This window comes from Comamonas testosteroni (assembly GCF_000761245.1).
In the GTDB taxonomy this organism is placed as follows: domain Bacteria; phylum Pseudomonadota; class Gammaproteobacteria; order Burkholderiales; family Burkholderiaceae_C; genus Comamonas; species Comamonas testosteroni_C.
Genome location: NZ_AWOR01000012.1, coordinates 18,641 through 42,337, shown reverse-complemented (window position 1 = coordinate 42,337; position 23,697 = coordinate 18,641). Strand labels below are relative to the sequence as shown.

The 23,697-nt window shown below is 61.1% G+C and carries 21 protein-coding genes and 2 pseudogenes; 10 read left to right on the top strand and 13 right to left on the bottom strand.

The window, feature by feature from the left end:
• Positions 1-91: 91 nt before the first annotated feature.
• The 3 genes from P353_RS04320 to P353_RS04310 all read right to left on the bottom strand — a co-directional run bounded on the left by P353_RS04320 (position 92) and on the right by P353_RS04310 (position 2,509).
• Positions 92-424 (bottom strand): PaaI family thioesterase, encoded by a 333-nt coding sequence (locus P353_RS04320; protein WP_113707686.1) that lies wholly within the window; start codon positions 422-424, stop codon positions 92-94.
• A gap of 129 nt (positions 425-553) precedes the next feature.
• On the bottom strand, positions 554-1,687 hold the full coding sequence (locus tag P353_RS04315; protein WP_034365814.1) for a thiolase family protein: 1,134 nt from the start codon (positions 1,685-1,687) through the stop codon (positions 554-556).
• Positions 1,688-1,708: 21 nt separating this feature from the next.
• Complete coding sequence (locus tag P353_RS04310; protein ID WP_034365811.1) at positions 1,709-2,509, bottom strand: SDR family NAD(P)-dependent oxidoreductase; 801 nt, start codon at positions 2,507-2,509, stop codon at positions 1,709-1,711.
• A gap of 116 nt (positions 2,510-2,625) precedes the next feature.
• Here P353_RS04310 and P353_RS04305 point away from each other — a divergent pair, with 116 nt between their 5' ends.
• Complete coding sequence (locus P353_RS04305) at positions 2,626-3,570, top strand: GlxA family transcriptional regulator (RefSeq protein WP_034365808.1); 945 nt, start codon at positions 2,626-2,628, stop codon at positions 3,568-3,570.
• A gap of 533 nt (positions 3,571-4,103) precedes the next feature.
• Here P353_RS04305 and P353_RS04300 read toward each other — a convergent pair.
• From P353_RS04300 to P353_RS04290, 4 genes and pseudogenes are all read right to left on the bottom strand, one after another.
• Positions 4,104-5,837, bottom strand: coding sequence for a methyl-accepting chemotaxis protein (locus P353_RS04300; RefSeq protein WP_034365805.1), 1,734 nt, complete (start codon positions 5,835-5,837; stop codon positions 4,104-4,106).
• A 428-nt stretch (positions 5,838-6,265) separates the two neighbouring features.
• On the bottom strand, positions 6,266-7,222 hold the full coding sequence (locus P353_RS04295; RefSeq protein WP_034365802.1) for an AEC family transporter: 957 nt from the start codon (positions 7,220-7,222) through the stop codon (positions 6,266-6,268).
• 138 nt (positions 7,223-7,360) lie between these two features.
• On the bottom strand, positions 7,361-7,531 hold the full coding sequence (locus tag P353_RS28980) for a hypothetical protein (protein WP_157839505.1): 171 nt from the start codon (positions 7,529-7,531) through the stop codon (positions 7,361-7,363).
• A gap of 50 nt (positions 7,532-7,581) precedes the next feature.
• Positions 7,582-8,047 (bottom strand): annotated as a pseudogene (locus P353_RS04290) (RtcB family protein); the annotation flags it as partial.
• A 17-nt stretch (positions 8,048-8,064) separates the two neighbouring features.
• Here P353_RS04290 and P353_RS29765 point away from each other — a divergent pair.
• Positions 8,065-8,250: pseudogene (locus P353_RS29765) on the top strand (sigma 54-dependent transcriptional regulator); the annotation flags it as partial.
• Positions 8,251-8,353: 103 nt separating this feature from the next.
• Positions 8,354-9,793, top strand: a complete 1,440-nt coding sequence (gene sbcB, locus P353_RS04285; protein ID WP_034365799.1) for an exodeoxyribonuclease I — start codon at positions 8,354-8,356, stop codon at positions 9,791-9,793.
• A gap of 85 nt (positions 9,794-9,878) precedes the next feature.
• On the opposite strand, the gene P353_RS04280 is transcribed toward sbcB, so the two are convergent.
• Entirely contained in the window at positions 9,879-10,901 is a 1,023-nt protein-coding gene (locus P353_RS04280) for an ABC transporter substrate-binding protein (protein ID WP_034365798.1), read from the bottom strand.
• A gap of 320 nt (positions 10,902-11,221) precedes the next feature.
• Here P353_RS04280 and P353_RS04270 point away from each other — a divergent pair, with 320 nt between their 5' ends.
• Positions 11,222-11,875, top strand: a complete 654-nt coding sequence (locus tag P353_RS04270) for a flavin reductase family protein (protein WP_034365792.1) — start codon at positions 11,222-11,224, stop codon at positions 11,873-11,875.
• 6 nt (positions 11,876-11,881) lie between these two features.
• Here the strand turns inward: P353_RS04270 and P353_RS04265 are convergent, their stop codons facing one another.
• Positions 11,882-12,499, bottom strand: a complete 618-nt coding sequence (locus tag P353_RS04265; protein WP_034365790.1) for an N-methyl-D-aspartate receptor NMDAR2C subunit — start codon at positions 12,497-12,499, stop codon at positions 11,882-11,884.
• A gap of 62 nt (positions 12,500-12,561) precedes the next feature.
• Entirely contained in the window at positions 12,562-13,791 is a 1,230-nt protein-coding gene (locus P353_RS04260; protein WP_034366048.1) for a nucleoside recognition domain-containing protein, read from the bottom strand.
• Between the two features lie 134 nt (positions 13,792-13,925).
• Here P353_RS04260 and P353_RS04255 point away from each other — a divergent pair, with 134 nt between their 5' ends.
• Positions 13,926-14,351, top strand: coding sequence for a hypothetical protein (locus P353_RS04255; protein ID WP_034365789.1), 426 nt, complete (start codon positions 13,926-13,928; stop codon positions 14,349-14,351).
• A gap of 7 nt (positions 14,352-14,358) precedes the next feature.
• Here P353_RS04255 and P353_RS04250 read toward each other — a convergent pair whose 3' ends face one another.
• Complete coding sequence (locus tag P353_RS04250) at positions 14,359-15,501, bottom strand: PQQ-dependent sugar dehydrogenase (RefSeq protein ID WP_034365786.1); 1,143 nt, start codon at positions 15,499-15,501, stop codon at positions 14,359-14,361.
• A gap of 187 nt (positions 15,502-15,688) precedes the next feature.
• On the opposite strand from P353_RS04250, the gene P353_RS04245 reads away from it, so the two are divergent.
• Complete coding sequence (locus P353_RS04245; RefSeq protein ID WP_003053809.1) at positions 15,689-16,393, top strand: YebC/PmpR family DNA-binding transcriptional regulator; 705 nt, start codon at positions 15,689-15,691, stop codon at positions 16,391-16,393.
• A gap of 130 nt (positions 16,394-16,523) precedes the next feature.
• On the top strand, positions 16,524-18,383 hold the full coding sequence (locus P353_RS04240) for a hypothetical protein (protein WP_232776242.1): 1,860 nt from the start codon (positions 16,524-16,526) through the stop codon (positions 18,381-18,383).
• Between the two features lie 42 nt (positions 18,384-18,425).
• Here P353_RS04240 and P353_RS04235 read toward each other — a convergent pair whose 3' ends face one another.
• On the bottom strand, positions 18,426-19,376 hold the full coding sequence (locus P353_RS04235) for an NAD-dependent epimerase/dehydratase family protein (RefSeq protein WP_034365779.1): 951 nt from the start codon (positions 19,374-19,376) through the stop codon (positions 18,426-18,428).
• A 246-nt stretch (positions 19,377-19,622) separates the two neighbouring features.
• Positions 19,623-20,513 (bottom strand): LysR family transcriptional regulator, encoded by an 891-nt coding sequence (locus P353_RS04230; RefSeq protein WP_034365776.1) that lies wholly within the window; start codon positions 20,511-20,513, stop codon positions 19,623-19,625.
• 92 nt (positions 20,514-20,605) lie between these two features.
• Here P353_RS04230 and P353_RS04225 point away from each other — a divergent pair, with 92 nt between their 5' ends.
• Genes P353_RS04225 through P353_RS04215 form a run of 3 tightly spaced genes read left to right on the top strand, consistent with a single transcriptional unit; the run spans position 20,606 to position 23,681 of the window.
• Positions 20,606-21,583 (top strand): tripartite tricarboxylate transporter substrate binding protein, encoded by a 978-nt coding sequence (locus P353_RS04225; protein WP_034365773.1) that lies wholly within the window; start codon positions 20,606-20,608, stop codon positions 21,581-21,583.
• 2 nt (positions 21,584-21,585) lie between these two features.
• Positions 21,586-22,590 carry a Bug family tripartite tricarboxylate transporter substrate binding protein gene (locus P353_RS04220; protein ID WP_034365771.1) on the top strand — a complete coding sequence of 335 codons (1,005 nt, stop codon included), beginning with the start codon at positions 21,586-21,588 and terminating at the stop codon, positions 22,588-22,590.
• A 23-nt stretch (positions 22,591-22,613) separates the two neighbouring features.
• On the top strand, positions 22,614-23,681 hold the full coding sequence (locus P353_RS04215; RefSeq protein ID WP_034365768.1) for an isocitrate/isopropylmalate dehydrogenase family protein: 1,068 nt from the start codon (positions 22,614-22,616) through the stop codon (positions 23,679-23,681).
• Positions 23,682-23,697: the final 16 nt, after the last annotated feature.

Here is a 23,697-nt window from a genome sequence, read left to right as displayed (position 1 = left end):
GCGCGGTATCCGAGCTCCGTCTTCACTCTCGGAGCCATCGATTTCTGTCAGATGTTTTTAGGCTGCTGACTCAAGCGCGGCAACGACCCAGTCACCAGAGCACGATCTGCGAGCAACGGAATAACGATAGCCTACGGCCCTTGTCATCGAACAAGGTAGCCGACCACACCTGCGTTGTCCTCCCCAGATGTTCGGCCACGGCCTCCACGTGCAAGATTCCTTGCTTCGCAGTACCAAGGAAGTTGGATTTCAGCTCCAGTGTCGTGAATCCTTTTGCACCCTCCGGTAGATGCGCCAGGGTCGCATAGCCGGCGCAGGTGTCGGCCAGCATCACCTGTGTGGCGGCATGTAGAAAGCCATTGGGAGCCATCATCCACGGCGCAATAGTCAGCTCCATGGTCATGCGGCCTTCGGCCAGTGCCATCGGTCGCGCGCCAAAGGTATCGGGCAGTGTGCCGCGCTGGCGCTCAAGCAGACTGTCCAGGTTTCAGTGCTACGGAGCATCATGGTGTCCTTGAGTGGAGTTGAAGTCTTGGTCTCTGTCGATATGAGTTCACGGTCTCTCCAGCACCGTAGCAATACCTTGCCCACCGCCGATGCATTGGGTGGCCAGGGCATATCGTCCCTGCTGTCGTGCAAGCAAGGCAGCTGCCTTGCCTGTGATGCGCGCACCAGTGGCGCCAAGTGGATGACCGATGGCCAGCCCCCCGCCGTCAATATTCACGGTCGCCATGTCCAGGCCGAGGTCTCGGATGCAGGCCAGCGCCTGAGACGAAAAAGCTTCGTTGATCTCAACCACGTCCAGATCGGTCACAGTGAGACCTGCACGGGCCAGTGCCTTGCGCGTGGCAGGGATCGGACCTATGCCCATGATCGCTGGGTCCACTCCCACGGTCGCGAAGCTGCGGATGCGCGCCAGTGCCTGCAGACCATGGCGTTCGGCAAAATCGTCGCGGGTGACCAGCACGGCCGCAGCGCCATCGGTCAACGGCGACGATGTGCCCGCCGTGACCGCTCCATCAGGTCTGAAAGCGGGCTTGAGCCCGGCCAGGGCCTCCAGTGTGGTGGCGGGGCGTATGCAGCCGTCGGCATCCAGCAGCTCTCCATCCGGTAAAAGAATAGGCACGATTTCATCGACCAGCAGACCCTGGTCGCGCGCAGCGGCGGCTTTCAGGTGGGATTGCAGAGCCAGCAACTCCTGGTCGGCGCGGTTCACCCCCCATCTCTGCGCCACGTTTTCCGCCGTTTCGCCCATTGAAGTGTAGGCGTCGGTATTTGCCTGCAACTGGGGGTTCGGCGAGAAGTTGAAGCCGCCCTGCGGAACCATTGTCATGGATTCCACGCCCACGCAGAGGAAGGCGTCGCCCATGCCTGCCTCGATCTGCGCGGCGGCAATATGCACGGCCTGCATCGACGAGCCGCAAAACCGGTTCACGGTCATGCCGCCCACGGTTTCAGGCAGGCCGGCCAGCAGGCCGACGATGCGCGCCAGATTGTTGCCTTGCGAGGCCTCGGGGTAGGCGCAGCCGAGGATCACATCCTCCAATAGTGCAGGATCGAGGTCTGAGCGCTTCAACAAACCCTGTACGACCTGGGCTGCCAGCGTGTCCGGCCGCACTTCGGCCAGGCGGCCTTTGCGGGCGAAGTGAAACGGCGAGCGAGCATAAGCTGCAATAACGGCTTTCATGACATGGGCTCCTTGCGATAGTCAGCGCGCAGCGGCGTAGCGCTGGGCGACGGTGTTGCTGGACAACTGGCCGGCCATAGCTTGGCGTGTGGCCTCATAGGCATCCCACTTCTCGCCAGCGTGCAGCGAGGGGATGGAGACCTTTTCTCCACGCTCAAACCCCAGCAGTGCTGCATCGACGAGGTCTTCGGCGCTCATCACGATGCTTGCATCCAGGTTCTCTACCGGCAATCCGCCGATGGCCCAGAAGTCCGTGGCCGTAGCACCAGGCAGCACTGCCTGCACCCGAACACCTTTGTCGGTCAACTCATGCTGAAGCGACTGACTGAAAGCCAGTACAAAAGCCTTGCTGGCGCCGTAGACGCCATTCAGAGTCTCGGGGGAGATGGCGACGATGGACGCAATGTTGATGATCGCTCCACGTCCGCGAGCCACGAAGCCAGGAGCCGCCGCATAAGCCAGCCGCATAGGTACCGTGGCATTCAGATCGACCATGCGGGTCATCTTTTCAACGTCGCTGTGCAGCAAGGGCGTGTGTGTGCCCATGCCCGCATTGTTGACCAGCAAGGTGATGCTGGCGTCCGTGCGCAATTGCTCTTCCACGCGCGCCAGTTCAGTGCGGTTGTTCAGATCGGTCGGCAGGACTTCTACCGCACGGCCCGTGCGAGTGCTGATGCTGCTTGCCAGCGCGTTCAGCTGTTCGCGGTTGCGGGCGACCAGGATCAGGTCATAGCCACGCTGAGCGAGCTTTTGTGCATATAGCGCGCCGATGCCGCTGGATGCCCCGGTAATGAGGGCGGTGCCGAGATGGGTTTGTGCCATGGTGAAACTCCTTGAGGTGGATGGATGTTGTCCATGGCATGAATGGTGCGATGTACGGGTTTTGTCGTAAATGACGTATATAGTCATGAAAAAGGACATTGGAAAGGGCGTTCCTTATGCACCGTATCGGTTACATCCTGCCGGAAGGCTTCCAAGTCATGGCGCTGGCCACCCAGGCCGTGTTCGAACTCGCCAACCTGATGGTGGAGAAGCCCTTTTATGAGGTGGAAACCTATGCAATGGGTGGTGCTGCTCGAGCTTCGGCAGGGCTTGCATTGCAGGCAAAGCCCCTCACAGCACGCAGCAGGGCAGACACCTGGCTGGTTGCGGGCAATCTCACTCCAAGAGACGCCGCTCCGGCACCGGAACTGATCCGGCTGCTGAGCAAGGTGGCGGTATCTGCGCGGCGCGTGGCCGGTCTGTGCACGGGCGCTTTCCTGCTGGGCGACGCGGGCCTGCTTGATGGGCGCCGCGCCACCACGCACTGGTATTGGGCCGAGGCCTTGCAGCAGCGCCACCCACGGGCGCAGATTGAGTCCGACCGCATCTATATCGCTGACGGGCCGATCTGGACCTCTGCCGGTATGACTGCGGAGATCGATCTGGCGTTGGCGCTGGTGGAAAAAGACCTCGGCGCAAAGGTTGCACGGTCGGTTGCACATCGTTTGGTCATGCACCAGCGCCGCTCGGGCGGGCAGTCACAGCACTCCGAGATGCTCAAGCTGGCACCCAAGTCAGACCGCATCCAGCAGGCGTTGGAGCATGCACGGCGCAATCTTTCTCAAGCACTGAGTGTGGAAGAGCTGGCCGAGGCTGCCAGCTTGAGTCCACGCCAGTTCAGCCGGGTGTTCACGGCCGAGACGGGCCAGTCCCCCGCCAAAGCCGTGGAGGGTCTTCGGCTTGAAGCCGCACGGCTGATGATTGAGGGCAGTCGGCATCCGCTGGAGGTGATTGCTCAGGAGACAGGTTTTCGTGACCGGCGCCATATGCGCGAAGCTTTCCTGCGTGGCTTCGGCATGCCGCCACAGGCCGTACGGCGCGAAGCTCGGGTGGAACTGTAGAACGTCTGTACACGTTCCGTGAAACGCGTGACTTGTACCTGGCGTGGAGTGACCAGCCAGGTCCTGAGTCAACTGGTCATGATGGTGATCTGTGATCTGTGATCTGTGAACTGTGAAGTACCGCTGCAGCCGGCGCTGATGCTGGGGATATGCAAGTACTTGGAGGTCTGCTCTGGCGCGGGGAGGCGGCCTCCCTGGGATCCCGATCTATCATCATCTCGAATAAAAACAGGGTTGCTGTCAGAGGTGATGACTTGCGGGGTGAGAGAGTTCCTCGCTGAGGTGTGCGATGCCCGCCAGCCTCCTTCAAAGTGCGGAGCACCGTGTGAGAGGTTTGGCGCGCATCACATAAGACTGGCCGTTGTAATGCGGCCTAAGGAGCTACTGGCCGCAGGTCCTGGTGTGTGGAGTTGCTCATCGTCTACGCATATCTGCTGCAAAGCACGAAGTTATGCGCCGACACCGATAAGTTCAAAATGCGGCAGGCCTGACGCCTCACCGCCTTTGCTCGCTGGATCTGCTAGGAAGCCCCCTCAGAAAGTTTCCCAGTCATCGCCATTCTTGCCCGTAGTCTGCTGTGTTCCAGCGATAGCAACTGGGCGACGCAGTACAGGGGACTTGGTGGCCATGAGGGGCTTTGGTGGCGACTCCGATACTCTTGCCACTGTTGCCGGTTTTGTCGGGTTGACCGACGCTGCCTGCATTGCGGCAGAGGTATTTTGTTGGTGCTCTGACAACTTGAAGACTGCCACTGCTTCGACCAGCGACTGTGCTTGGTTGTGCAAGCTGCTGGCTGCGGCGGCCATTTCCTCGACCAATGCCGCGTTCTGCTGCGTGGTTTGATCCATTTGGGTAACGGCTTCCCCTATCTGGGCCATGCCCGAGCTTTGCTCATGGCTGGCAGCGCTGATTTCACCCATGATGTCGGTGACGCGCCGAATGGCCGTGACCACATCGGTCATGGTCTCGCCGGCTTTGTCCACGAGCAAGGAGCCCTGCTCCACGCGCTGCACGCTGGTGGTAATGAGCTGCTTGATCTCCTTGGCGGCCTCAGCCGAGCGTCCAGCCAGAGCTCGCACTTCGCTTGCCACCACTGCAAAGCCCCGTCCTTGCTCACCGGCGCGGGCAGCTTCGACGGCAGCATTTAACGCCAGAATATTGGTCTGGAAAGCGATGCCATCAATGACACCGATGATGTCGGAAATCTTGTGGCTGCTTTCATTGATGCTCTTCATGGTCTCCACTACCTCTGCGACCACTTCACCGCCCTGTGTGGCCACAGTGGATGCATTCAGTGCCATCTGATTGGCCTGGCGTGCGTTGTCGGCATTCTGTTTGACCGTCGCACCCAACTGTTCCATGGACGCAGCAGTTTGCTCAAGAGCGCTTGCTTGCTCTTCCGTGCGGCTGGATAGGTCGTTATTGCCCATGGCGATCTGAGCGCTGCCCGAAGCAACTCCCTGAGCATTGCCACGCACCGCCGATACCGTGCTCACCAGGCTATGTTGCATGCGTTGCAGCGCACTCAACAGTTGACCGGTCTCATCCTGGGATTTCACCATGATCTGGCCGCTGAGATCACCTCTGGCCACGCGGTCGGCTGCTGCCATGGCCAGGGACAGGGGGCGGGTGATGGAGCGAGTAATCGTGATGGCAAGGGTTACCGCTAGAAGAATGGCGATTGCACCTGTCGCCAACACTTCCTGGAACAGATTGTCGGCGGCAGCTTCTGCCTTTTCGCTGGCCACGTCGGAGCTTTGGGTCTGGTGATCCAGCATGCTGCGGATAACCCGCTGATATTCGAGTTGGTTGGGGCGCAGTTGGGTTTCCAGCAAACTCAGCGCTTCATCTCTTTGGCCCTGATCGAGCAGTCCAAGAAATTCATCACCGGATTTGAGGAAGGCCACGCGCCGCTGCTTCAGATCTTCCAGCAGCGATTGCCCCAGGCCGGAGTGAGTGTGCTTGCCCAGCGAATCCATTTCTGCAGCCACCTCGGTGCGGGTCTTCTGAATCATGGCCCGTGCCGAGGCCTGGAGCGCCTCCGTGGAAAAGATCGCTAGGTTGCGGAACTGAATCGCCTGTTCATTGGCGCCATCAGTGATGGTGTTCAGCGTGCGAATGATCGGGATTTGCTTCTGGGTGATGTCGGTGAGGGCTGAGCGCTGAGTCGACGACCCCAAAAGTGCCACCCCTCCCAGCACCAGTATCAGCACCATCAATGTCATGAACGAGAAAGTCAGCCGAGTGGAAATTTTCAAACGATTCATTTTGCGCGCCTCCTTTAGCAGCCAATGTTTTCGGTTTGAGAGCTCGTGTCAATTTGTGTCCATGCATTCAAAGTGTAACTTTTCGTGGGTTTCTGGAGCGCCTTTTTTATGAGTGATTGCGGCTTCTGAGCGACAGAGCCCGAGTCCTTGCCTTCTTCGTCCTTGCCGACCTGGATGAGCGCTATTCCCTTGCCAATTAATCTGCGTCATCCCGTCCTGCACTTTGGAGTAGCCGCCTGAACGCCAAAGCCAAGCTTTTATTACAGGACTTGTCGATATCTGCTCCAACTTTCGCTGGCTGGCTCCCAGTCGGTTCACTGCAATGTTTCTGCCGATGCCGCAGTGCCCTGCTTCGGCAGGGCAAGACTGAGCTCCGATTGAACCAGGGTAGAACCTGGATAGATATGCGCGATGGACTACCTAGATGGCTATGTCCCGTGAAAGACGTGCAGCAGCATCAGCAGCAGCGGCATGGTCACCAGGGCCATCAATGTGGAGAGGGCAATGCTGGCCACCACCTCATCCTCGGCAACCCGGTAGCGCTGGGTGAATAGCAGTGCGTTGGCGCCCACAGGCAAAGCTGAGCAGATCAGCATCACTCCCATGGCCGGGCCGCGCAGTTGAAGTATCCAGGCGCAGACGAGAAACATAAGTGGGTGCACCAGCGATTTAACCAGCGTGATGCGCATCGCGGGTCGCCAGTAAGCTCCGATCCTGGTGTAGGCCAGCGTGATGCCGACGAGCAGCAACGCCATGGGGCCCATGGCCGATCCCAGCATCTTGAGTGAGGTATCAAGCACGTCAGGCAGAGGCCAGCCGGTCAATGACCACAGCAGGCCAGCCAGAATCGGCAAAGGCACAGGGTGGATGATGCTATTGCGCACTGCCTGCCAGACAGTGCGCCCCATGGATCGTTTGTTGTGGGCCTCGTCCACATGCTGTTCTCGGGAGGATGCCAACTCGAACACCATGGTCGCGGCCGTCAGCAGTACCAGGGCGTGCACCGAGATCAAGGTGAACAGCGTCACCAGTCCCTGCTCGCCAAAGGCCAGGCCCACGAGCGGTACGCCGATCATGGCTGCATTGCTGAACATGCTGGCCAATCCGCGCGCCGCAGCCAGGGTGTTGAAGCCGTAGACCAGCATCGTTGTCACGAATACGATGATGGCCGATAGGAAATACACGCCAATCGGTCGGTAATCCAATTCGCCGATATGGACCTGAGCCATGGTGCGAAACAGCAGTGAAGGCAGCAGCAATAGGAACACAAGGTTGGACATGTCCTTGACTGCTGCCTGCCGCACCAGCCCGACACGCGCCAAGCCAAACCCTGCACCGATCAATGCAATCACCGGTAGTAGAGCCGCTACTGCGGAACCATTCATTCAACTCTCCAACAAAACCGAATCGCTGCTTGCACCTTGCTCCAGGCTTGAGCATATGCACCTCTCGGGCGCTGAGCTTAACGCCTCTGCACACTCGTTTTCGGAGCCTGCTTCCTCTGCGCGCTATTGCACAACCTGCTAAATGAGCAAGTCTTGGTTGCTATTGGGCGAGGTGAAGCCCCAGCCTTCCTTGCTCGATTCACTGGCAAACAGCGCCGTCATATCGTGCTTCTGTTTGCAGTGCATGGCGGGCATGACCTCCAGTAGCAGATATGCACCCGGAATGGCTTTCTGCTCAACGGCTTGCACGATGGATCTCCTTTCTGGCAATGAGGCGTGAGTCCATGTTCCCGACTCATTCAACCCTGGACGCAGATCACCTGCTTGAGGGTATGGGCCACTTCCATCAGGTCCTTCTGGGCGGCCATGAAGGCATCGATGTCCTTGTAGGCCATCGGGATCTCGTCGATCACGCTTTCGTCCTTGAGGCATTCCACGCTTTCCGTGGCCTTGATCTGGTCGGCCACCGAGCACAGCTTCTTGGCCTTGGTGCGGTGCCTCATGCGGCCTGTGCCGTGGCTGCGGCCTTCAAAAATCTCGGGGTTGCCCAGGCCGCGCATGATGTAGATGCACGCGCCCATGCTGCCGAGGATGATGCCCATCTCCCCGCGCCTGGCGCTCACCGCACCCTGCACCCTTGCGGGTGACGGGCATACCTTCGCCAAAGTGATGCTCCTTCTGCACATGGTTTAGGTGGCAGTTCCCGGCCTCCACATGGGCCTGGAAAGGTCAGGCAATCACCTGGCGCACGGTGGCAATCAGGTCGGCCGCCACACTTTCCTTTTGACCGCTTGCAACTGCAGTCCGTCATCGCCGTCTGCCGCGCATCGACCACATTGTTCGATGCGGGCCGCAAGCTGTTTGACCAGTCGCGCCAGCAAAAAGCCGTGGTCAACGATGCAGACCGGCTGCGCAAATTTCTGCCCAAATTTGGTTTGAATTGGGAGCAGCTTAAACAATCATATTGATAGCTACTTGCGCTTTATCCATACGGGATAAAGGCCAAAAAAGGCTTGACGTTGGTGGGACTGAGCCGCAAGCTGTGCCGGTTCGCAGGCATACTTCGGACCCATGGCTCATACCTTCTTCTGGCACGACTACGAAACCTTTGGCGCCCAGCCGCGCTATGACCGTCCCGCGCAGTTTGCGGGCATACGCACGGACGACCAGCTCAACGAAATCGGCGAGCCCGTGATGTGGTATTGCCAGCCGGCCAATGACTATCTGCCCGATCCGCAATCCTGTCTGATCACGGGGATTACGCCCCAGCGTGCACTGCAGGAAGGCGTTGCCGAGCATGAATTTGCAGCGCTGATCGAGGCCGAGCTGGCGCAGGCCGGTACGGTGGGCGTGGGCTACAACACCATTCGTTTCGACGACGAGATCACGCGCTTCATGTTCTGGCGCAATCTCATTGACCCTTATGCGCGCGAGTGGCAGAACGGCTGCGGCCGCTGGGATTTGCTCGACGTGGTGCGCATGGTCTATGCGCTGCGCCCCGACGGCATTCACTGGCCGACCAAGGAAGACGACACGCCCAGCTTCAAGCTCGAAGACCTGGCCCGCGCCAACGGCCTGCTGCACGAGCAGGCCCACGATGCGCTGAGCGACGTGCGCGCCACGATCGCGCTAGCCCGCCTGATCCGCGAAAAGCAGCCGCGCCTGTTTGACTTTGCCTTTGGTCTGCATAAAAAGGACGGCGCTCTGCGCGAGATGGGCCTGCCCGCCACGCCAGAGCACGCGCGCCCGTTTCTGCATGTGACCGGGATGATCAGCCCCTCGCGTGGTTGCATCGGCGTGATGTGGCCGCTGGCCACGCACCCCACCAACAAGAACGAGGTGATTTGCTGGGACTTGGCCACCGACCCTTCGGAGCTGGCAGGCATCAGCATCGAAGACCTGCGTCTGCGCCTGTTCACGCGCCAGGCCGAGCTGCCCGAGGGCGTGAGCCGTCTGCCCATCAAGAGCATCCATGTCAACAAGTCGCCCATGGTGGTGGGCAGCCTCAAGACCCTGAGCCCGGCGATGGCCGAAAAATGGGGCGTGGACATGGAGTTGGCGATGCAGCATGCGGCGATTGCCCGTGACCTGCCCGACATGAGCGCGCAATGGAAGGCCGTCTTCACGCGCGAGTCGGGCGAGCCGCTGGACACGGACCAGGATCTGTATGGCGGCTTTGTGGGCAATGAAGACCGCCGCCGTCTGGAGCGCATCAAGCGCCTCTCGCCGCAGGAGCTGGCCCTGGACAAGACCGGCTTTGATGACGCACGACTGACCGAGCTGGTCTGGCGCTACCGTGCGCGCAACTTCCCGCAGACGCTCGATGCCGGCGAGCAGCAGCGCTGGGAGCAACACCGCGCTGCCTGCCTGATCGAAGGCCAGGGCGGGGCGCGCACGGCTGAGCAGATGTTTGCCATGATCGACAGCCTGTCCGAAACCGCCGATGAGCGCGCCGAGGAGATTCTGGGCGAGCTCTACGACTATGCCGACGCCATGGTGCCCGAACTCTGATCGCGCTGAACCTCAATAAAAAAAGGCTGCCTTGCAGCCTTTTTTTGTCCCGATGTTTCAAAGTCCGTGCATAGGGCGCCCCGACCTAGCGTCGCGGCAGTATGTCCAGTTCCGCCGTGCTGGGCAGGAAACTGCCGTTCCATACGGCGTTGGCCGGCACCGGGTTCTTGGTGGCGTAGGCCTTGGCGACCTGCTCGGCCATCCTGGCCAGGCGCTCGGTGCGCAACTGGCCGAAGCCTTCTTCGCGCGCGCCCTTGCTGTCGATGGCGGTCTCAATCGTCAGCTTCAGGCGTTTGACCTCCTGCGGCACGTTGACCAGTCCGTCCTTGGCTTTCATGGACGCAATGGCGGCTTCGGGATTGGCAATGCCTTCCCTGGCCCCACGCGCAAAGGCCTTGAGGAAGGCGCGTACGGCCTCCGGTTTTTCGGCAATCAGCCTGGGGCTGGCGATGATCACATTGCCGTAGAGCTGAACGCCATGCGTGGCGTAGGGCAGCACCACCACATCCTCGCGCTTGATGCCGCGGGCCTCCAGATTGAGCAGGCTGGTGAAGGTATAGCCGGTGACGGCATCCAGATCGCCGCGCGCCAGCATGGTTTCGCGCAGTTGCGGCTCCATGGTGCTCCATTGCACCTCGCCCACTCCATTGGCCTGGGCGAAGATGGGGAAGGTGCGGCGGCCGGCATCGAAGATGGGAGCTCCCATCTTCTTGCCCGTCAGGTCGGCGGCCTTGGTGATGCCCGACTTCTTGAGCGCCATCACCGAAGCCGGCGTGGTGTTGTAGATCACCATGACAGCCACGGGCTTGATGGGCGCATCGGGGTTGTTGGCGTGGAATTCCATCAGCGCGGCGAGGTCGGCAAAGCCCAGATCATGGGTGCCGGAGGCCACGCGCTGGATGGCGCCTGCGCCGCTGGCAGCTTCCACATTCACATCCAGACCGGCCTGCTTGAAATAGCCTTTTTGCTCGGGGTGGACAAACAGTGCTGCAGGCCCTTCGAAGCGCCAGTCCAGCTGGAACTTGAGCGGCGTGTCCGCCGCCTGGGCAGCGCCCCAGTTCAGGGCAAGCGCTGCTGTGGCAGCCTGCAGGAAAAATCGTTTGCGCATGTGACTCCTTGGTTGATCGATGGCGAAGGGACTGCTGCCTGTGCGCAAGATCGATGCCAATGTGTATACAAAGCGCGACCTCGCTGGCGAGGGCACTGCGATGGTGCGTGCCGAACTTGCATGTCCGGCTCTGGTGCACGGGGTGTCTGCGATGGTGCGTGGCCGCGCGCAGATCGAGCGCGGGTCGGCTGGCAGGTGTCCGGCATGAATATTGCGGTCCTGTGCAGCTTCAGGGCTGCTGTCGATTGCGCAGCCTGCTAACGAATCCATATCAAATCCGCCTTTAGGCGATAGCGCCCCCGGGGACTAGAGAGACTGCAATGACCGAAATTGATTTTGCGCAACTGGACAGCTATGCCCGCTACAAGCTGATGGCCAGCCTGATCGTGCCGCGCCCGATTGCACTGGTGACCACGCTGGGTGTCGATGGCACGGTGAACGCGGCGCCATTCAGCATGTTCAACATGATGGGCGAGGACCCGCCGGTAGTCATGCTCAGCGTCAACAAGCGCCAGGACACGGCGCAAAAGGACACGGCCAACAACATCCTGCGCACGGGCGAATTCGTGGTGCACATTACCGACGAGGCCATGGCCGCCGCCATGCACCGCTGCGGCGACAGCCTGCCGCCCGAGCACAGCGAGTTGCTGCACACCGGCCTGACGGCGACCCCGTCGCAGAGCGTGCAGCCACCGCGCATTGCCCAGGCGCCGGTGGCCTTTGAATGCGTGTTGCACGAGACGCTGGAGACCGAGAGCCGCTATGTCTTTATCGGCCGCGTGCAATGGCTGGCCGTGCGCGAAGGACTGGTGGATACCGAGAAATGGCGGGTACGTCTGCAGGAGTTCTTCCCCGTGGGGCGCTTCGGGGCCAGCTTCTACGTCAACTGCCGCGACCGCTTTGCCGTCGAAGCCGATGAGGGCCGGGCACCCGCGCTGAGCGCCAAGGCCAGCACGGTCATTGACGAGATGTAGGCCTGCTCAGGTGATCCGCTGCAGATTACTGCGGGCCTGGGCCTCCAGCCGTTGCCTGAAGTGCGGCGTGGCATAGATGAAGTCCTGGTCCAGAAAGCCGCGCAGCACCTGCTTGCGCTTGAAGCCATAGACCAGACGCGGCACCCAGGCATATTCGGCGGCGACCTGTCGGTCGTATTCGGCAAAACGTGCGGGGTCGGCACCCAGAATCGCCAGATCGATATCGACCAGCAGCCGGGCATCGGCATCGGCTGGCGTGGTCTTGTGGCAGGTCGCCATGATCAGCTCATGCACCCGGCGCCAGCAGGCCTCGGGTGCGCCCGAGGCCTGCAGTGCCTGTGCCGCCCAGTCGGCGCTGCGCAACTCGTTGTCGCCGGCCTTGATGTCGTAGACGGCATCGTGAAACCATAGTGCCACTGCCACTTCGCCGGGCCGCTGGGCCTGTGCCCAGACGCAGTCGAGTTGGCTCAGGCATTCGGCCAGATGCTGCTGGGTGTGATAGTGGCGCTGAGGTTCGGCCCAGGCCGCGAGCAGGCGTTGCAGCAGATCTGTGGGCGGCGTCAGCCCCAGGGCTTGCCACGTGCGCTGCCAGGATGATTGAAACAGGGCTGCTGCGGAGTCCATGGCTCTGGCCTTTTTAGCGGATTTGATGCAAAACGGCTTGCGATGCTTGTCAGTTCTGGGTTTTATCCAAAAAACTGATAGCAAACCACGATGGCGGCGACCACGCCGGCCAGCTCGGCCACCAGTGCGCAGGGCACGGCATGGCGCGCGCGCTGAATGCCCACGGCACCAAAGTACACGGCCAGCACGTAGAACGTGGTTTCGGTGCTGCCCTGAATCGTGGCTGCAGCCAGAGCCGCAAAACTGTCCACGCCCTGCGCCTGCATGGTCTCGATCAGCATGGCGCGGGCCGCGCTGCCCGAAAAAGGCTTGACCAGTGCCGTCGGCAGGGCGTCGACAAAGCGGGCATCCACGCCAAGGGCGTCTACCGCCCAGCGGATGGCTGAGAGTGCATATTCAAGTGCCCCCGAAGCGCGAAACACGCCCACGGCGCAAAGCATGGCGACCAGATAGGGCAACAGGCCCTTGGCGACATCAAAGCCCTCTTTGGCACCCTCGATAAAGCTGTCGTACACGGCCACCTTGCGCAGCGCGCCCAGACCCACGAACAGTACGATCAGCGCAAACAGTGTGAGGTTGCCCATCAGCGATGACAACTGGGCCAGTGCCGCCGCGCTGAGCGTGGTGAGAAACGCCATAAAAGCACCCAGCGCCAGTGCCACGGGCAACAGATAGGCCAGCACCACGGGGCTGAAGATGGGCAGGCGCTGCACCAGAGCCACGCTGAACAGGCCCACCAGTGTGGAGGCGGAGGTGGCCAGCAGAATCGGCAGGAAGACCAGCGTCGGATCGGCCGCACCCTGCTGCATGCGGTACATGAAGATGGTGACCGGCAGCAGCGTCAGCGACGAGGCATTGAGCACGAGAAACAGAATCTGCGCATTGGTCGCGGTGTCGGGCTGCGGGTTCAGCTCCTGCAGCGCGCGCATGGCCTTGAGGCCCATGGGCGTGGCCGCGTTGTCCAGCCCGAGCCCGTTGGCGGCAAAGTTCAATGTGATCAGGCCCAGTGCCGGGTGGCCGCGCGGCACTTCGGGCATGAGCTTGGCAAACAGAGGGCCCAGAATTTTTGCCAGCCATTCGACCACGCCCGCCTTTTCTGCAATGCGCAGAAAGCCCAGCCACAGTGTGAGCGTGCCAAACAGCAGCACCATCACTTCGACCGACAGCCTGGCCATGGCGAACAGGGCCTGAACCATGGATGAGAACACCTGAGCTTGACCGCCCAGCAGCCATTGCGCGAGCGCAGCCACTGCTGCCACGAGAAAAAAGCCGAGCCACAAGGCATTGAGCATATGAGCGCCTGTTTTGTACTGCTGCCGATTGTGGCGCGAAACCGGGGGCGCGATGGCACACTGTGGCTCCTTGGTTGCCCGGGTGAGCATGGCGGGCCCTCAGATGTTTTGAATCAGACAGGGGCAGTGGACGGATGACAGCAAAGCAAGTTCTCTGGGCGCAGCCCTATGGCAAGGGGCTGGCCCTGTTGATGTGTCTGTTCGGTTTTCTTGGCCTGATGAGCGGATGGATGTTGCTGGAGGCCGATTTTTCCGACGGCTGGCGTACTGCCGCCAGGATTCAGTGGGCGCTGGTGCTGCAGACCATGCTGGCGCTGAACTCGGCCATGTGCTTCACGCTGGTGTGGCTGCTGTGGACGCGCAATCGCGCGGCTTTGCTGCTGGGCGCTCTTTACGTGGTGCTCGGCGTGGTCAGCCAAGCTGGCATGTTCTGGTATGTAGGCAGGCTTGGCAGCCAGGTCGATATGCTGTCGTTGGGCTTGTGGCTGGGAGAGGCCATCTTCTGGCTCTGCATAGTGGGCTATCTCTACTGGCTCAAAAGCCGCGGTGTGCTGCGCTGATCCGAGCTCAAGGTGTTGCCAGCACGCGCATCAATTGCCCATTGGATGAATCAGTGAGCAGGTACAGCAGACCGTCCGGACCCTGGCGCACATCACGTACGCGCTGGCCCAGGCGCGGCAGCAGCACTTCGGCGGCGGTGACCCTGCCATCGGCAATCTGCAGGCGCTGCAGTTGCATGGCCTTGAGCGCACCCGTGATGAAGGAGCCTTTCCAGGCCACGCCATAGCGCTCGCTGCTCAGATAGGCGAGCCCCGAGGTAGCGATGGACGGTACCCAGTAATGCCGGGGTTGCTCCATGCCCGTTTTTTCGGTGATGCCGGAACCAATCTTGCCGCCGCCATAGTTTTCGCCATAGGTAATGACGGGCCAGCCGTAATTCTTGCCCGGCTCGATGCGGTTGAGTTCATCGCCGCCCTGCGGGCCATGCTCTGTCATCCAGAGCTCGTCTCCTGGCCCCAGTGCGGCGCCCTGGCTGTTGCGGTGGCCATAGCTCCAGATCTCGGCCAGCGCGTCGGGCCTGCCCGCAAAGGGGTTGTCGCGAGGCACGCTGCCATCCTTGTTGACGCGCACGATCTTGCCCAGATGGGTCTGCAGATTCTGCGCCTCCTGCATGGCCTTGTAGCGCTCGCCCAGACTCAGAAACAGCGAGCCGTCGGGCTTGCCGTTCACCTTGCGTTCCACAATGCGGCAGCCGAAGTGCAGGGCCGAATCGATCTTGGGCCGCTGGCTGAACAGAATCTGCACGTTTTCCAGGGCGCTGGCGTCGGCCGAGAGCCGGGCTTTGGCCATGGCCGTGCTGCTCTTGCCCCGGTCCGCACCCTGACCCGGCTCCGAGAAACAGAAATAGAGCTGGCGGTTGCTGGCAAAGTCGCTGTCCAGCACCACATCTAGCAGGCCGCCTTGCCCGGCGGCGGCGATGGCAGGAAGACCTTTGATAGGGGAGTTGAGCCTGCCCCCGGCCTCCACAATGCGCATGCGGCCGGGGCGCTCCGTGACCAGATAGCGTCCGTCCGGCAAAAAGGCCAATGCCCAGGGGTGCTCCAGCCCCGTTGCCATGGTTTGCGTGCCCAGCTCGGTGGCCGCCAGGGCCTGCGAGCCGAGCAGGGGCAACGCGCTGCAGGCGAGGGCGTGAATGGTGATGCGGTGCATTTTTTCCTCCTAGGTGGGCGGTCAGCCGCTTGCTGTTTGCCTGTATTTATGACCCGGACTTGATGCAGTTTGCCGACAAAAGATTGCGCGCAGGTGTATAAATCCGGCTTTTGCTCGCCGATGTTTTGGCGGGCGGCTTGCGTGTGCATAGCGCGGGTTTTGACAACATTCAACAAGGAACGCAGCCATGGGCGCGCAATGGAAAGCAAAGGGCAAGGCGCTGGTCGCCGATGCCAAGGGTAAGCTGTTTGGCAAGCTGGTCAAGGAAATCATGGTTGCAGCCCGTCTGGGCGGCGGCGACCCTGCTGCCAATTCGCGCCTGCGCATGGCGGTGGAAGCGGCCCGCAAGGCTTCCATGCCCAAGGACACGCTGGATCGCGCCATCAAGAAGGGCGCCGGCGTTGGTGCCGACGCCGTGAACTATTCCAGCGTTCTGTTTGAGGGCTATGCCCCCCATCGTGTGCCCGTGATGGTGGAATGTCTGACTGACAATCCCAATCGCACGGCTCCCAATATGCGTGTCTGCTTCCGCAAGGGCCAGATGAGCGCCGTGGCCTGGGATTTTGACCATGTGGGCATGATCGAAGGCGAGCCTGAAAATGGCGCCGACGTCGAAATGGCCGCCATCGAAGCTGGCGCGCAAGACTTCGAAGCTGGCGAAGAAGAAGGCACCACCCTGTTCATTACCGATATTGCCGATCTGGACGCCGTGAGCAAGGCTTTGCCAGCGCAAGGCATCAAGGTGCTGTCGGTCAAGCTGGGCTACAAGGCCAAGAACCCCATCAGCATGAGCAGCCTGTCTGCCGAGCAGCAGGAAGAAGTGCAGGAATTCCTGGCCGGTCTGGAAAACGACGACGATGTTCAGCATGTCTATGCTGGCCTGGTGGACTGAAGCCATTGCAGCATGTCAAAGAGGGCGGCCCTGGAGCCGCTCTTTTTTTGCCCTAAGCCTCCCCAGGCGGGCGTGCAGGCAGCTGTTTTCTATACTGCAGGGCTGCTGAACTGCCTTGTGAATTGCCCTCATGCTTTCTTTGCCTCGCATCCCCGCGCCTGTTTCCCTGACCGCGATGGCCGTGGCCTTGCTGCTTGCGGGCCCTGCGACTCTGCAGGCGGCTGAGCCTGCAAGGCAGGCGGACTCCCCCGCCGAACAGGATTCGCCTTTTTTCAGGCAGCGCCGCGCTGTGGTCGAAGCTGCACAGGCCAGGCGCTGGGACGATGCCGTTGCCCAGGCGCGCAAGTTGCAGGACATGACGCTGCCACACGGCAATCCTTACGAGCAGCTCGATGCCTCCGGTTTGCTCTACACCTTGCTTTATCAGCAAGGGCAGTACGCGCAGGCCGTTTTGCAGACCGACCATATGATGGCTCTGGCTGCAGCCGACGGCTACGACCCGGTCAGCGGTCAGATGCAGGCGCTGATACAGCGGGGCCTGACGGCCGCCATGATGGCCGGAGATCAGGGCGGATTGGCTCGCTATCTGCAGGCGCTCAAGCAGGAATCCAAGGCTTTTGCGCCGCTGTGGCAGTGGGATGCGAAACACAAGCAGCTGCACTACCAGGCAGCGCAGCTCAGCGTGCCGCTGGTGCAGGGGCGCTGGGTACTGGTCCAGCTGGAGCCGGCCAGGGATCGAAGCGACGCCGCGAACCTGGAGTACGTCTATCTGAAGCCCGATGGCAGGCGCTTGCGGGTCCGTATGCGGCTCCGTTATGACGATGGCCTCAAAGACATGGACGCTGCAGCCAGGCAAAAGTTGTTGCAGCAGGAGCATGGCCTTTTTGCCCGCGAGCAGACGCCCGAGCCTGCGCTCAGGCTGCCGGCCCTGCCGTTCGCCGACGCTGTGCAAAGCCAGCAGGCCAGCCGCGAGAAAAGAGAAGAGGAGAGGCCCGACATCCTGCATCTGGACTGGGGGCTGGTGCGCGGCAACTGGAATCTGAGCCTGCATGCAGAGCAAATGGACAGCGAGCGTGATAGCGCGCTGCAGCAACTGCCCCAGCTCTGGCAGGCCATGCAATGGCCCAAAGCGCCCGAGCTGCCGCCTGAGCTGCCGCGACAGGAGCGCGAGGTGGCCAGTGTTTGGCGGGTCGATGACGACTGGCCCAGGGCCGGACAGCTGGCCCGCGCCGCCTTGGCCGATGCCCAGTTCCCCGCCGAGCTGGCGCGCCTGAATACGGTGGCGGGCATCTCGGCCTTCAAGGCCGGCCAGAAAGCCGAGGCCAGCCGCTATCTGGACCAGGCGCTGCAGGCCTGGCCCTATGTCAGCCTGTTCAGGCTGGAGTCCGAGCTGGTGGACCAGGCTCAGCAATATGGGGCCGAGCTGGCGGCGCAGCAGGGCCGCGACGCCGATGCTGCTCGACTGATGCGCCAGTACCTGCGCAATGCAGGCGGGCTGCAGAACATCTGGGTGCAGGCCCAGGACCCGCAGGTGGCCGATCTGGAAAATCGGCGCACCGGCATGGTGCTGCCCATGCGTGCAGCAGGCTTTCATCTGCAAGAGCCTAAGGATTCGCAGCGCATGATGTACCGCGATCTGATGACTGGGCAGCAACTGGGCCTGACCACGGGGCTGAAGATCCCCGAGTCCGACGAGGCGCAGGAGAAGCTGCTGCGCACCGCGCTGGAAAAGCAGTTCCGCTTGAAGGCGGGGAGCTTGAAGAAGCGCAGCTTCACTGCGCAGACGCGCTCCGGGGACCGACGGCCTGAAGGCCGGCAATGGACGTTTGAAGTGAGCCCGCAGGAGAGCAGGCCAGGCGCAGCTCCCGCTAAGCGCGTCGTCTTCTGGATCGTTGACCAGGGCGCAAGCCGCGCCATCCTGCGCGCCTCGGTGTCGAGCTTGCGCGAGCAAACCCGGGCCGAGCAGCTGGCCCAGGCGCTGAGCTGGTAGCTTTTTAGCTATTGGTTCATATTTGATAGCTGCTTTCGCAGGTTAGGTAAGGGCTTGCTGCTGATTTTGCTGAAATTCATCGGCAATCAGCGCCAGCCCCTGCCGGTAGCTGGTAACGGAAAACCCCGGAAATGCCTGCTTGAACTTGCTGGAGTCAAACAGATTGTCGTGGGCATAGCGGGGCAGCAGCTCTCGCAGCTCTGCCACGGGCTTGGAGATCAGGCCGGCTGCGTTCAGTGCCCAGCGGGGCAGCAGGTGATGTCGGGAAGAGCGGTCGAAGCTCTGGCTGGCCCAGCAGATCAGCTGCTTGTAGCTGGGACGCTCATCGTCGCATGGCAGATGCCAGGTCTGGCCGTAAGCATCGGGCGTGTTGCCCAGCAGGGCCAGGGCCCGGCTGGCATCGGGCGTCCAGATGAGGGTGCGCAGACGGTCGTCACGCACGGGGGCCAGCGGTGTCTTGCCGGCCTTGAGCCTGTCAATCACCAAGGTGTTGGTAATGCTCTGCGTCTGGGCCGGGCCGTAGAACTCGGGCGCCCGTGCGATCAGGACGGGGATCTCCCCGCGTGCCATCTCGGATAGCACCATCTGGGCCATGGCGGCGCGCACCCGGCCTTTGCGCCCTACTGGGGCAAATGCCGTCTGCTCGGTCTGCAGCTGCGCGTTCTGCGGGTACATATAGGTGTTGTCGAAATAGACAAACGGGGCCCCCGCAGCGCGGCTAGCCGCCAGAGCGTTGTGCAGCATGGTCGGAAACTGCTGCTCCCAAAGCTGGGTATCGGGAGGCAGGCCTGCGGTGAAATACACCACGCTGCTGCCCTGAACGGCTCTGGCTGTTTGCTCTGCATTGAGCAGGTCTGCGGCCTCGAGCAGGTCCGTGTCATGTATCTTGCGCGGCCTGCGGCTCACCAGCTTGAGCTCATCGGTGTAGTTGCGCTTGAGTTCGCGCGCCAGCTCGGTGGCGATCTGCCCGTTGGCGCCCAATATAGTCTGCATTCCTGCTCCTTGACGAATAGTTTCACCAGCCTTGATGACCGGGAATGACGCAAGCGTAAGCTTGAAGCTTGGTTCAAGGTCAAGCGCGGATTGCGCAGGAATGGCGGGCCCGCCCGCTCAGCCCGGAAGGCAGACAGGCTTGCAGCGGTGGCGTAAATGCTGGGCTTAATAGGGCAGGAATGGGCGAGGAATAGGACGCTCGGCCGGCAGTTCCTATCAGGCAGTCATCTACCTACAGCGTTGTGCTCAGTTCAGCTGCTGGGTATGAACCAGTCGCAACGCCCTCTGGAGTTCCTGAGCCATGGCAGAAAGTGCCTTGCCCCGTCGCGAGATCAAGCCGATGCTGCGAAGTACCTGCGGCTCTACCAATGGGATGCCGCAGAGATCGTTCCCGCTGATTGCATGCTGAGGGACTGCGCCTACACCCACCCCGCGCCGAACCAGGCTTAGCAGGCTGGGGACATGTTGAACTTCACATACCCAATGGGGTTGGGTGATGGTGTTTGACAGAGCCTGGTCGATGAGCAGGCGATTACCGCTGCCTTGCGCTTGAGTGACACAGTCCTGGTGTGCCAGTTCGCTCCAGCTAATGCTGCTGCGGGTGGCCAGAGGATGGTCTTTGCGGCAGGCCAGCACAAAAGACTCCGAAGCCAGTTCTTCGAAATCGAGGTCAGGCTCGCTGGCTCCGAGATAGCCGATTCCGAAATCCACTTCGGAGCGCGCCACGGTCAGCAGGATGTCTGCTGCGGGTTGGTCCAGGATGCGCAGCCGAATGCGAGGGAACTGTTTCTTGATCTGATAGATGGCGCTCGCCACCACCGTATCCACGACAGAAGGGATGCAGGCAATGGTCACCAGACCGTGCAGCCGTTCGTTGAGTTCGGTCATCCCTATCAGCGAGGCCTCCAGTTCGGCCAGCACATGCTGGGCACGAGGCAAGAAAACCCGTCCCATGGCATTGAGTTCCACTTTGCGAGTGGTGCGCTCCAGAAGCTTGAGCGACAGGGCTTGCTCCAGTTTCTCGACCCGTCTCGATAAGGCCGGTTGGGAGATGTGCAGCAACTCGGCTGCGCGTTTGAAACTGGCCAGCTCTGCCACAGCCACAAAGGCTTTGAGATCAGCAATGTCGAAATTCATTTGAAAAGCGCATCAATGAGAAGATTTTTTGCAATTTACTGCATTAATTAAATCATTGATCATTCGTCCAGAACATAAGAAACGGAGACGAAATGCAAGGCTTGGGTGATTTCAGCAAAGCGTGGCTCGCCGCAGCCGCTGGATTAATGCTGATGAATTCGGCAACAGCGCAGGGGAAGTGGCCTGAGAGGCCCATTACGCTGGTTGTTCCTTTTGTGGCGGGTGGCGGTACAGACAGCATCGCACGTGACATAGCCAGCCAGTTGTCCCACCGCTTTGGGCAGCCTGTGGTCGTTGACAACAAGGGCGGGGCAGGTGGCTCCATAGGTGCGAACTTTGTGGCAAAAGCCAAGGCCGATGGCTACACGCTGCTGTTTGCAACGTCCACTTTCGCGACGAACGCAGCCATCGATCCCAAGCTGCCCTACAAGCCGGAAACAGACTTTGCTCCGGTGGCAATGATCGGTCGTGGGCCTCTGCTCCTGGTAACCAACAAAGCATTGGGGGCGAAGTCGGTCGCGGATCTGCCAAAGATTGCCAAAACACGCGAAGGCGGCATCAATTACTGTTCAGCTGGCGCGGGCAGCATCAACCATCTGTCTGGCGAACTTTTCAGGCAGCAGGCGACGCTTCCAATGACGCATGTCCCCTTCAAAGGCAGCGGCCCAGCTGCGCTGGAACTGCTGGCAGGTCGTGTGGATGCATTCTTTGCCACGGTGCCCACCATTCTTCCGCACCTCAAGACCGGCAAGCTGGAGCTTCTGGCCGTCACCAGTGCTCAGCGCTCCAGCCTGTTTCCGCAGGTGCCCACCATGGCAGAAGCCGGGATCAAGGGCTATGACGTGACCACATGGTGGGGTGTGCTTGCACCAGCCGGGGTGTCACCAGAGATCGTGAATCAGCTCAATCAGGCCGTCAATGCAGCCGCCGCCGCTGAGCCAGTGCGTTCGCGTCTCAAGCATGAAGGCGCAACGCCTATTTCCCTGAGCCCGAAAGCCTTTGCCGCAGAACTTCACGATGAGTTGGGCAAGTGGAAGGCTGTGGCAAGCAAGCCCGGCATGGAGCTCTGAGCATGTTGCTATCCCAAGGCCCCTCAGGCTTGGTGTCGAGAAGACAGGTGCTGGCTGCCATCTGCGCTGGCTCTGCTGCTGTGGCCGCGAGCATGGCAAGAGCGCAGGCAGGCTTTCCCGGACGGCCAGTCACCGTTGTCGTTCCCTATGCGCCAGGAGGACAGGGCGATGTATTCGCACGACTGATTTCCAACGATCTGGGCAAGGCACTTGGGCAATCTGTCATCGTTGACAACCGTCCTGGCGCCAGTGGAGCGCTGGGTACACGCATGGTGGTGCGCGCTCCAGCCGATGGACTGACGCTGCTGCTGGGCCAGACCGGAGAGATCGCCATCAATGGTGCGGCCATGAAGAGCCCAGGCTATGACAGCCTGAAGGATCTGCAAGGCGTGGCCCTGGTTGGCGACTCTCCGCTGGTGCTGGCGGTTCCTGCCAGCGCACCATGGAAATCGCTGGACGACCTGATCGCCGCTGCCAAGGCAACGCCAGGCAAGGTGGCATACGCTTCGTCCGGCACGGCAACCCCAGGGCACCTTGCCGCAGCAGCTCTTGCAGAGGCCGCCAAAGTGCAGCTGGTCCATATTCCCTACAAGGGAGCCGGCCAGGCGATCACCGACCTCATAGGAGCGCAGGTGAATTTCTTCATGGCCAGCACGCCATCCATCCTGCCACATATCAAAGGCGGCAAGGTGCGCGCATTGGCGGTCACAGGTCTGGAGCCCATCGCGGCCCTGCCTGGGGTGCCCACGGTTGCAGAGAAATTTCCGGGCTTCGAATTCAGCCTCTGGGGTGGTTACTTCGCTCCCAGGCAGACGCCGGCGCCCGTGGTGCAACTGCTGTCGCAAAGAATCAACCAGATCGTGCAGCAGCCCGCGTTGAAGGCACGCTTGGAGGCAGAAGGCACTTTGGTCAAAAGCTATACGCCGCAGGAGGTGGATGCTTTTGTCCGCAAGGAAATCACCAAATACCGGCAACTGGTCCGAAGCACTTCCGTATTGATTGATTAAGCGTTGAAAAAAGAGAGTTGAGTATGAAACTGGTTGTATTGCCCGGCGATGGAATCGGCCCGGAAACCATGGCCGCCACAGTGCAGGTGCTGGAGGCTGTATCTCATAAGTTTGATCTGAATCTGGCCCTGGATCACGATGTCGCCGGCCACGAGAGCCTGCGCAAATATGGTGCGACGGTCACGCCGGAACTCCTGACCAAGGTCAAGGCTGCTGACGGCCTGATGCTCGGCCCCATGGCCACCTACGACTTCAAGGACGAAGCCAAGGGGGAGATCAACCCCTCCAAGTTCTTTCGCAAGGAGCTGGACTTGTTTGCCAACATCCGGCCTGCGCGAACCTGGGCTGGCGTGCCACACAAGGTGGATGATTTCGATCTGGTCGTGGTTCGTGAGAACACCGAAGGCTTCTACGCAGATCGCAACATTGCATCGGGCGGCAGTGAAATGCTGATCACGCCCGACGTGGTCGTCTCTCTTCGCCGGATCACCCGCGAATGCTGCGCACGCGTGGCGCGCTCGGCCTTCGAGCTGGCCCAGCGCCGGCGCAAGCATGTCAGCATCGTCCACAAGGCCAATGTGCTCAAGCTGGGCGATGGCATGTTCATTGAAGAATGTCAGCGTGTTGCCAAGGATTTTCCTGAGATCGAAGTCGATGAATTCATCGTCGACGCCATGATGGCCCATGTGGTGCGTGCGCCTCAACGCTTTGACGTCATCGTCACGACCAATATGTTCGGCGACATCCTTTCTGACCTGACGGCCGAGCTGTCCGGCAGTCTGGGCCTGGGAGGCTCCATCAACGCTGGTCAGCAATACGCGATGGGGCAAGCGGCTCATGGATCTGCGCCGGACATCGCAGGCCAGGACATCGCCAATCCGTTTTCGCTGATCTTGTCGGCAAGCCAGTTGCTGAACTGGTACGGTCAGCGCAGCAATGACATGCGTTTTGTGCGGGCCAGCGAGGCCATCGTCACCTGTGCAGGCCAGGCTGTCGAGCATTGCGAGGCCACGCGCGATGTGGGCGGTCAGCTCGGCACGGCCGCCACAGGCCGCAAGTTGTCACAGCGTATCGCTGCGTTGACGCTGTGAAGCCAGGCAAGGCGAA

Bases quoted from the DNA above. Each gene is read 5' to 3' on its own strand.
- P353_RS04320 (WP_113707686.1), bottom strand. From the start codon at position 424: ATGGCACTGGCCGAAGGCCGCATGACCATGGAGCTGACTATTGCGCCG.
- P353_RS04315 (WP_034365814.1), bottom strand. From the start codon at position 1,687: ATGAAAGCCGTTATTGCAGCTTATGCTCGCTCGCCGTTTCACTTCGCC.
- P353_RS04310 (WP_034365811.1), bottom strand. From the start codon at position 2,509: ATGGCACAAACCCATCTCGGCACCGCCCTCATTACCGGGGCATCCAGC.
- P353_RS04305 (WP_034365808.1), top strand. From the start codon at position 2,626: ATGCACCGTATCGGTTACATCCTGCCGGAAGGCTTCCAAGTCATGGCG.
- P353_RS04300 (WP_034365805.1), bottom strand. From the start codon at position 5,837: ATGAATCGTTTGAAAATTTCCACTCGGCTGACTTTCTCGTTCATGACA.
- P353_RS04295 (WP_034365802.1), bottom strand. From the start codon at position 7,222: ATGAATGGTTCCGCAGTAGCGGCTCTACTACCGGTGATTGCATTGATC.
- sbcB (WP_034365799.1), top strand. From the start codon at position 8,354: ATGGCTCATACCTTCTTCTGGCACGACTACGAAACCTTTGGCGCCCAG.
- P353_RS04280 (WP_034365798.1), bottom strand. From the start codon at position 10,901: ATGCGCAAACGATTTTTCCTGCAGGCTGCCACAGCAGCGCTTGCCCTG.
- P353_RS04270 (WP_034365792.1), top strand. From the start codon at position 11,222: ATGACCGAAATTGATTTTGCGCAACTGGACAGCTATGCCCGCTACAAG.
- P353_RS04265 (WP_034365790.1), bottom strand. From the start codon at position 12,499: ATGGACTCCGCAGCAGCCCTGTTTCAATCATCCTGGCAGCGCACGTGG.
- P353_RS04260 (WP_034366048.1), bottom strand. From the start codon at position 13,791: ATGCTCAATGCCTTGTGGCTCGGCTTTTTTCTCGTGGCAGCAGTGGCT.
- P353_RS04255 (WP_034365789.1), top strand. From the start codon at position 13,926: ATGACAGCAAAGCAAGTTCTCTGGGCGCAGCCCTATGGCAAGGGGCTG.
- P353_RS04250 (WP_034365786.1), bottom strand. From the start codon at position 15,501: ATGCACCGCATCACCATTCACGCCCTCGCCTGCAGCGCGTTGCCCCTG.
- P353_RS04245 (WP_003053809.1), top strand. From the start codon at position 15,689: ATGGGCGCGCAATGGAAAGCAAAGGGCAAGGCGCTGGTCGCCGATGCC.
- P353_RS04240 (WP_232776242.1), top strand. From the start codon at position 16,524: ATGCTTTCTTTGCCTCGCATCCCCGCGCCTGTTTCCCTGACCGCGATG.
- P353_RS04235 (WP_034365779.1), bottom strand. From the start codon at position 19,376: ATGCAGACTATATTGGGCGCCAACGGGCAGATCGCCACCGAGCTGGCG.
- P353_RS04230 (WP_034365776.1), bottom strand. From the start codon at position 20,513: ATGAATTTCGACATTGCTGATCTCAAAGCCTTTGTGGCTGTGGCAGAG.
- P353_RS04225 (WP_034365773.1), top strand. From the start codon at position 20,606: ATGCAAGGCTTGGGTGATTTCAGCAAAGCGTGGCTCGCCGCAGCCGCT.
- P353_RS04220 (WP_034365771.1), top strand. From the start codon at position 21,586: ATGTTGCTATCCCAAGGCCCCTCAGGCTTGGTGTCGAGAAGACAGGTG.
- P353_RS04215 (WP_034365768.1), top strand. From the start codon at position 22,614: ATGAAACTGGTTGTATTGCCCGGCGATGGAATCGGCCCGGAAACCATG.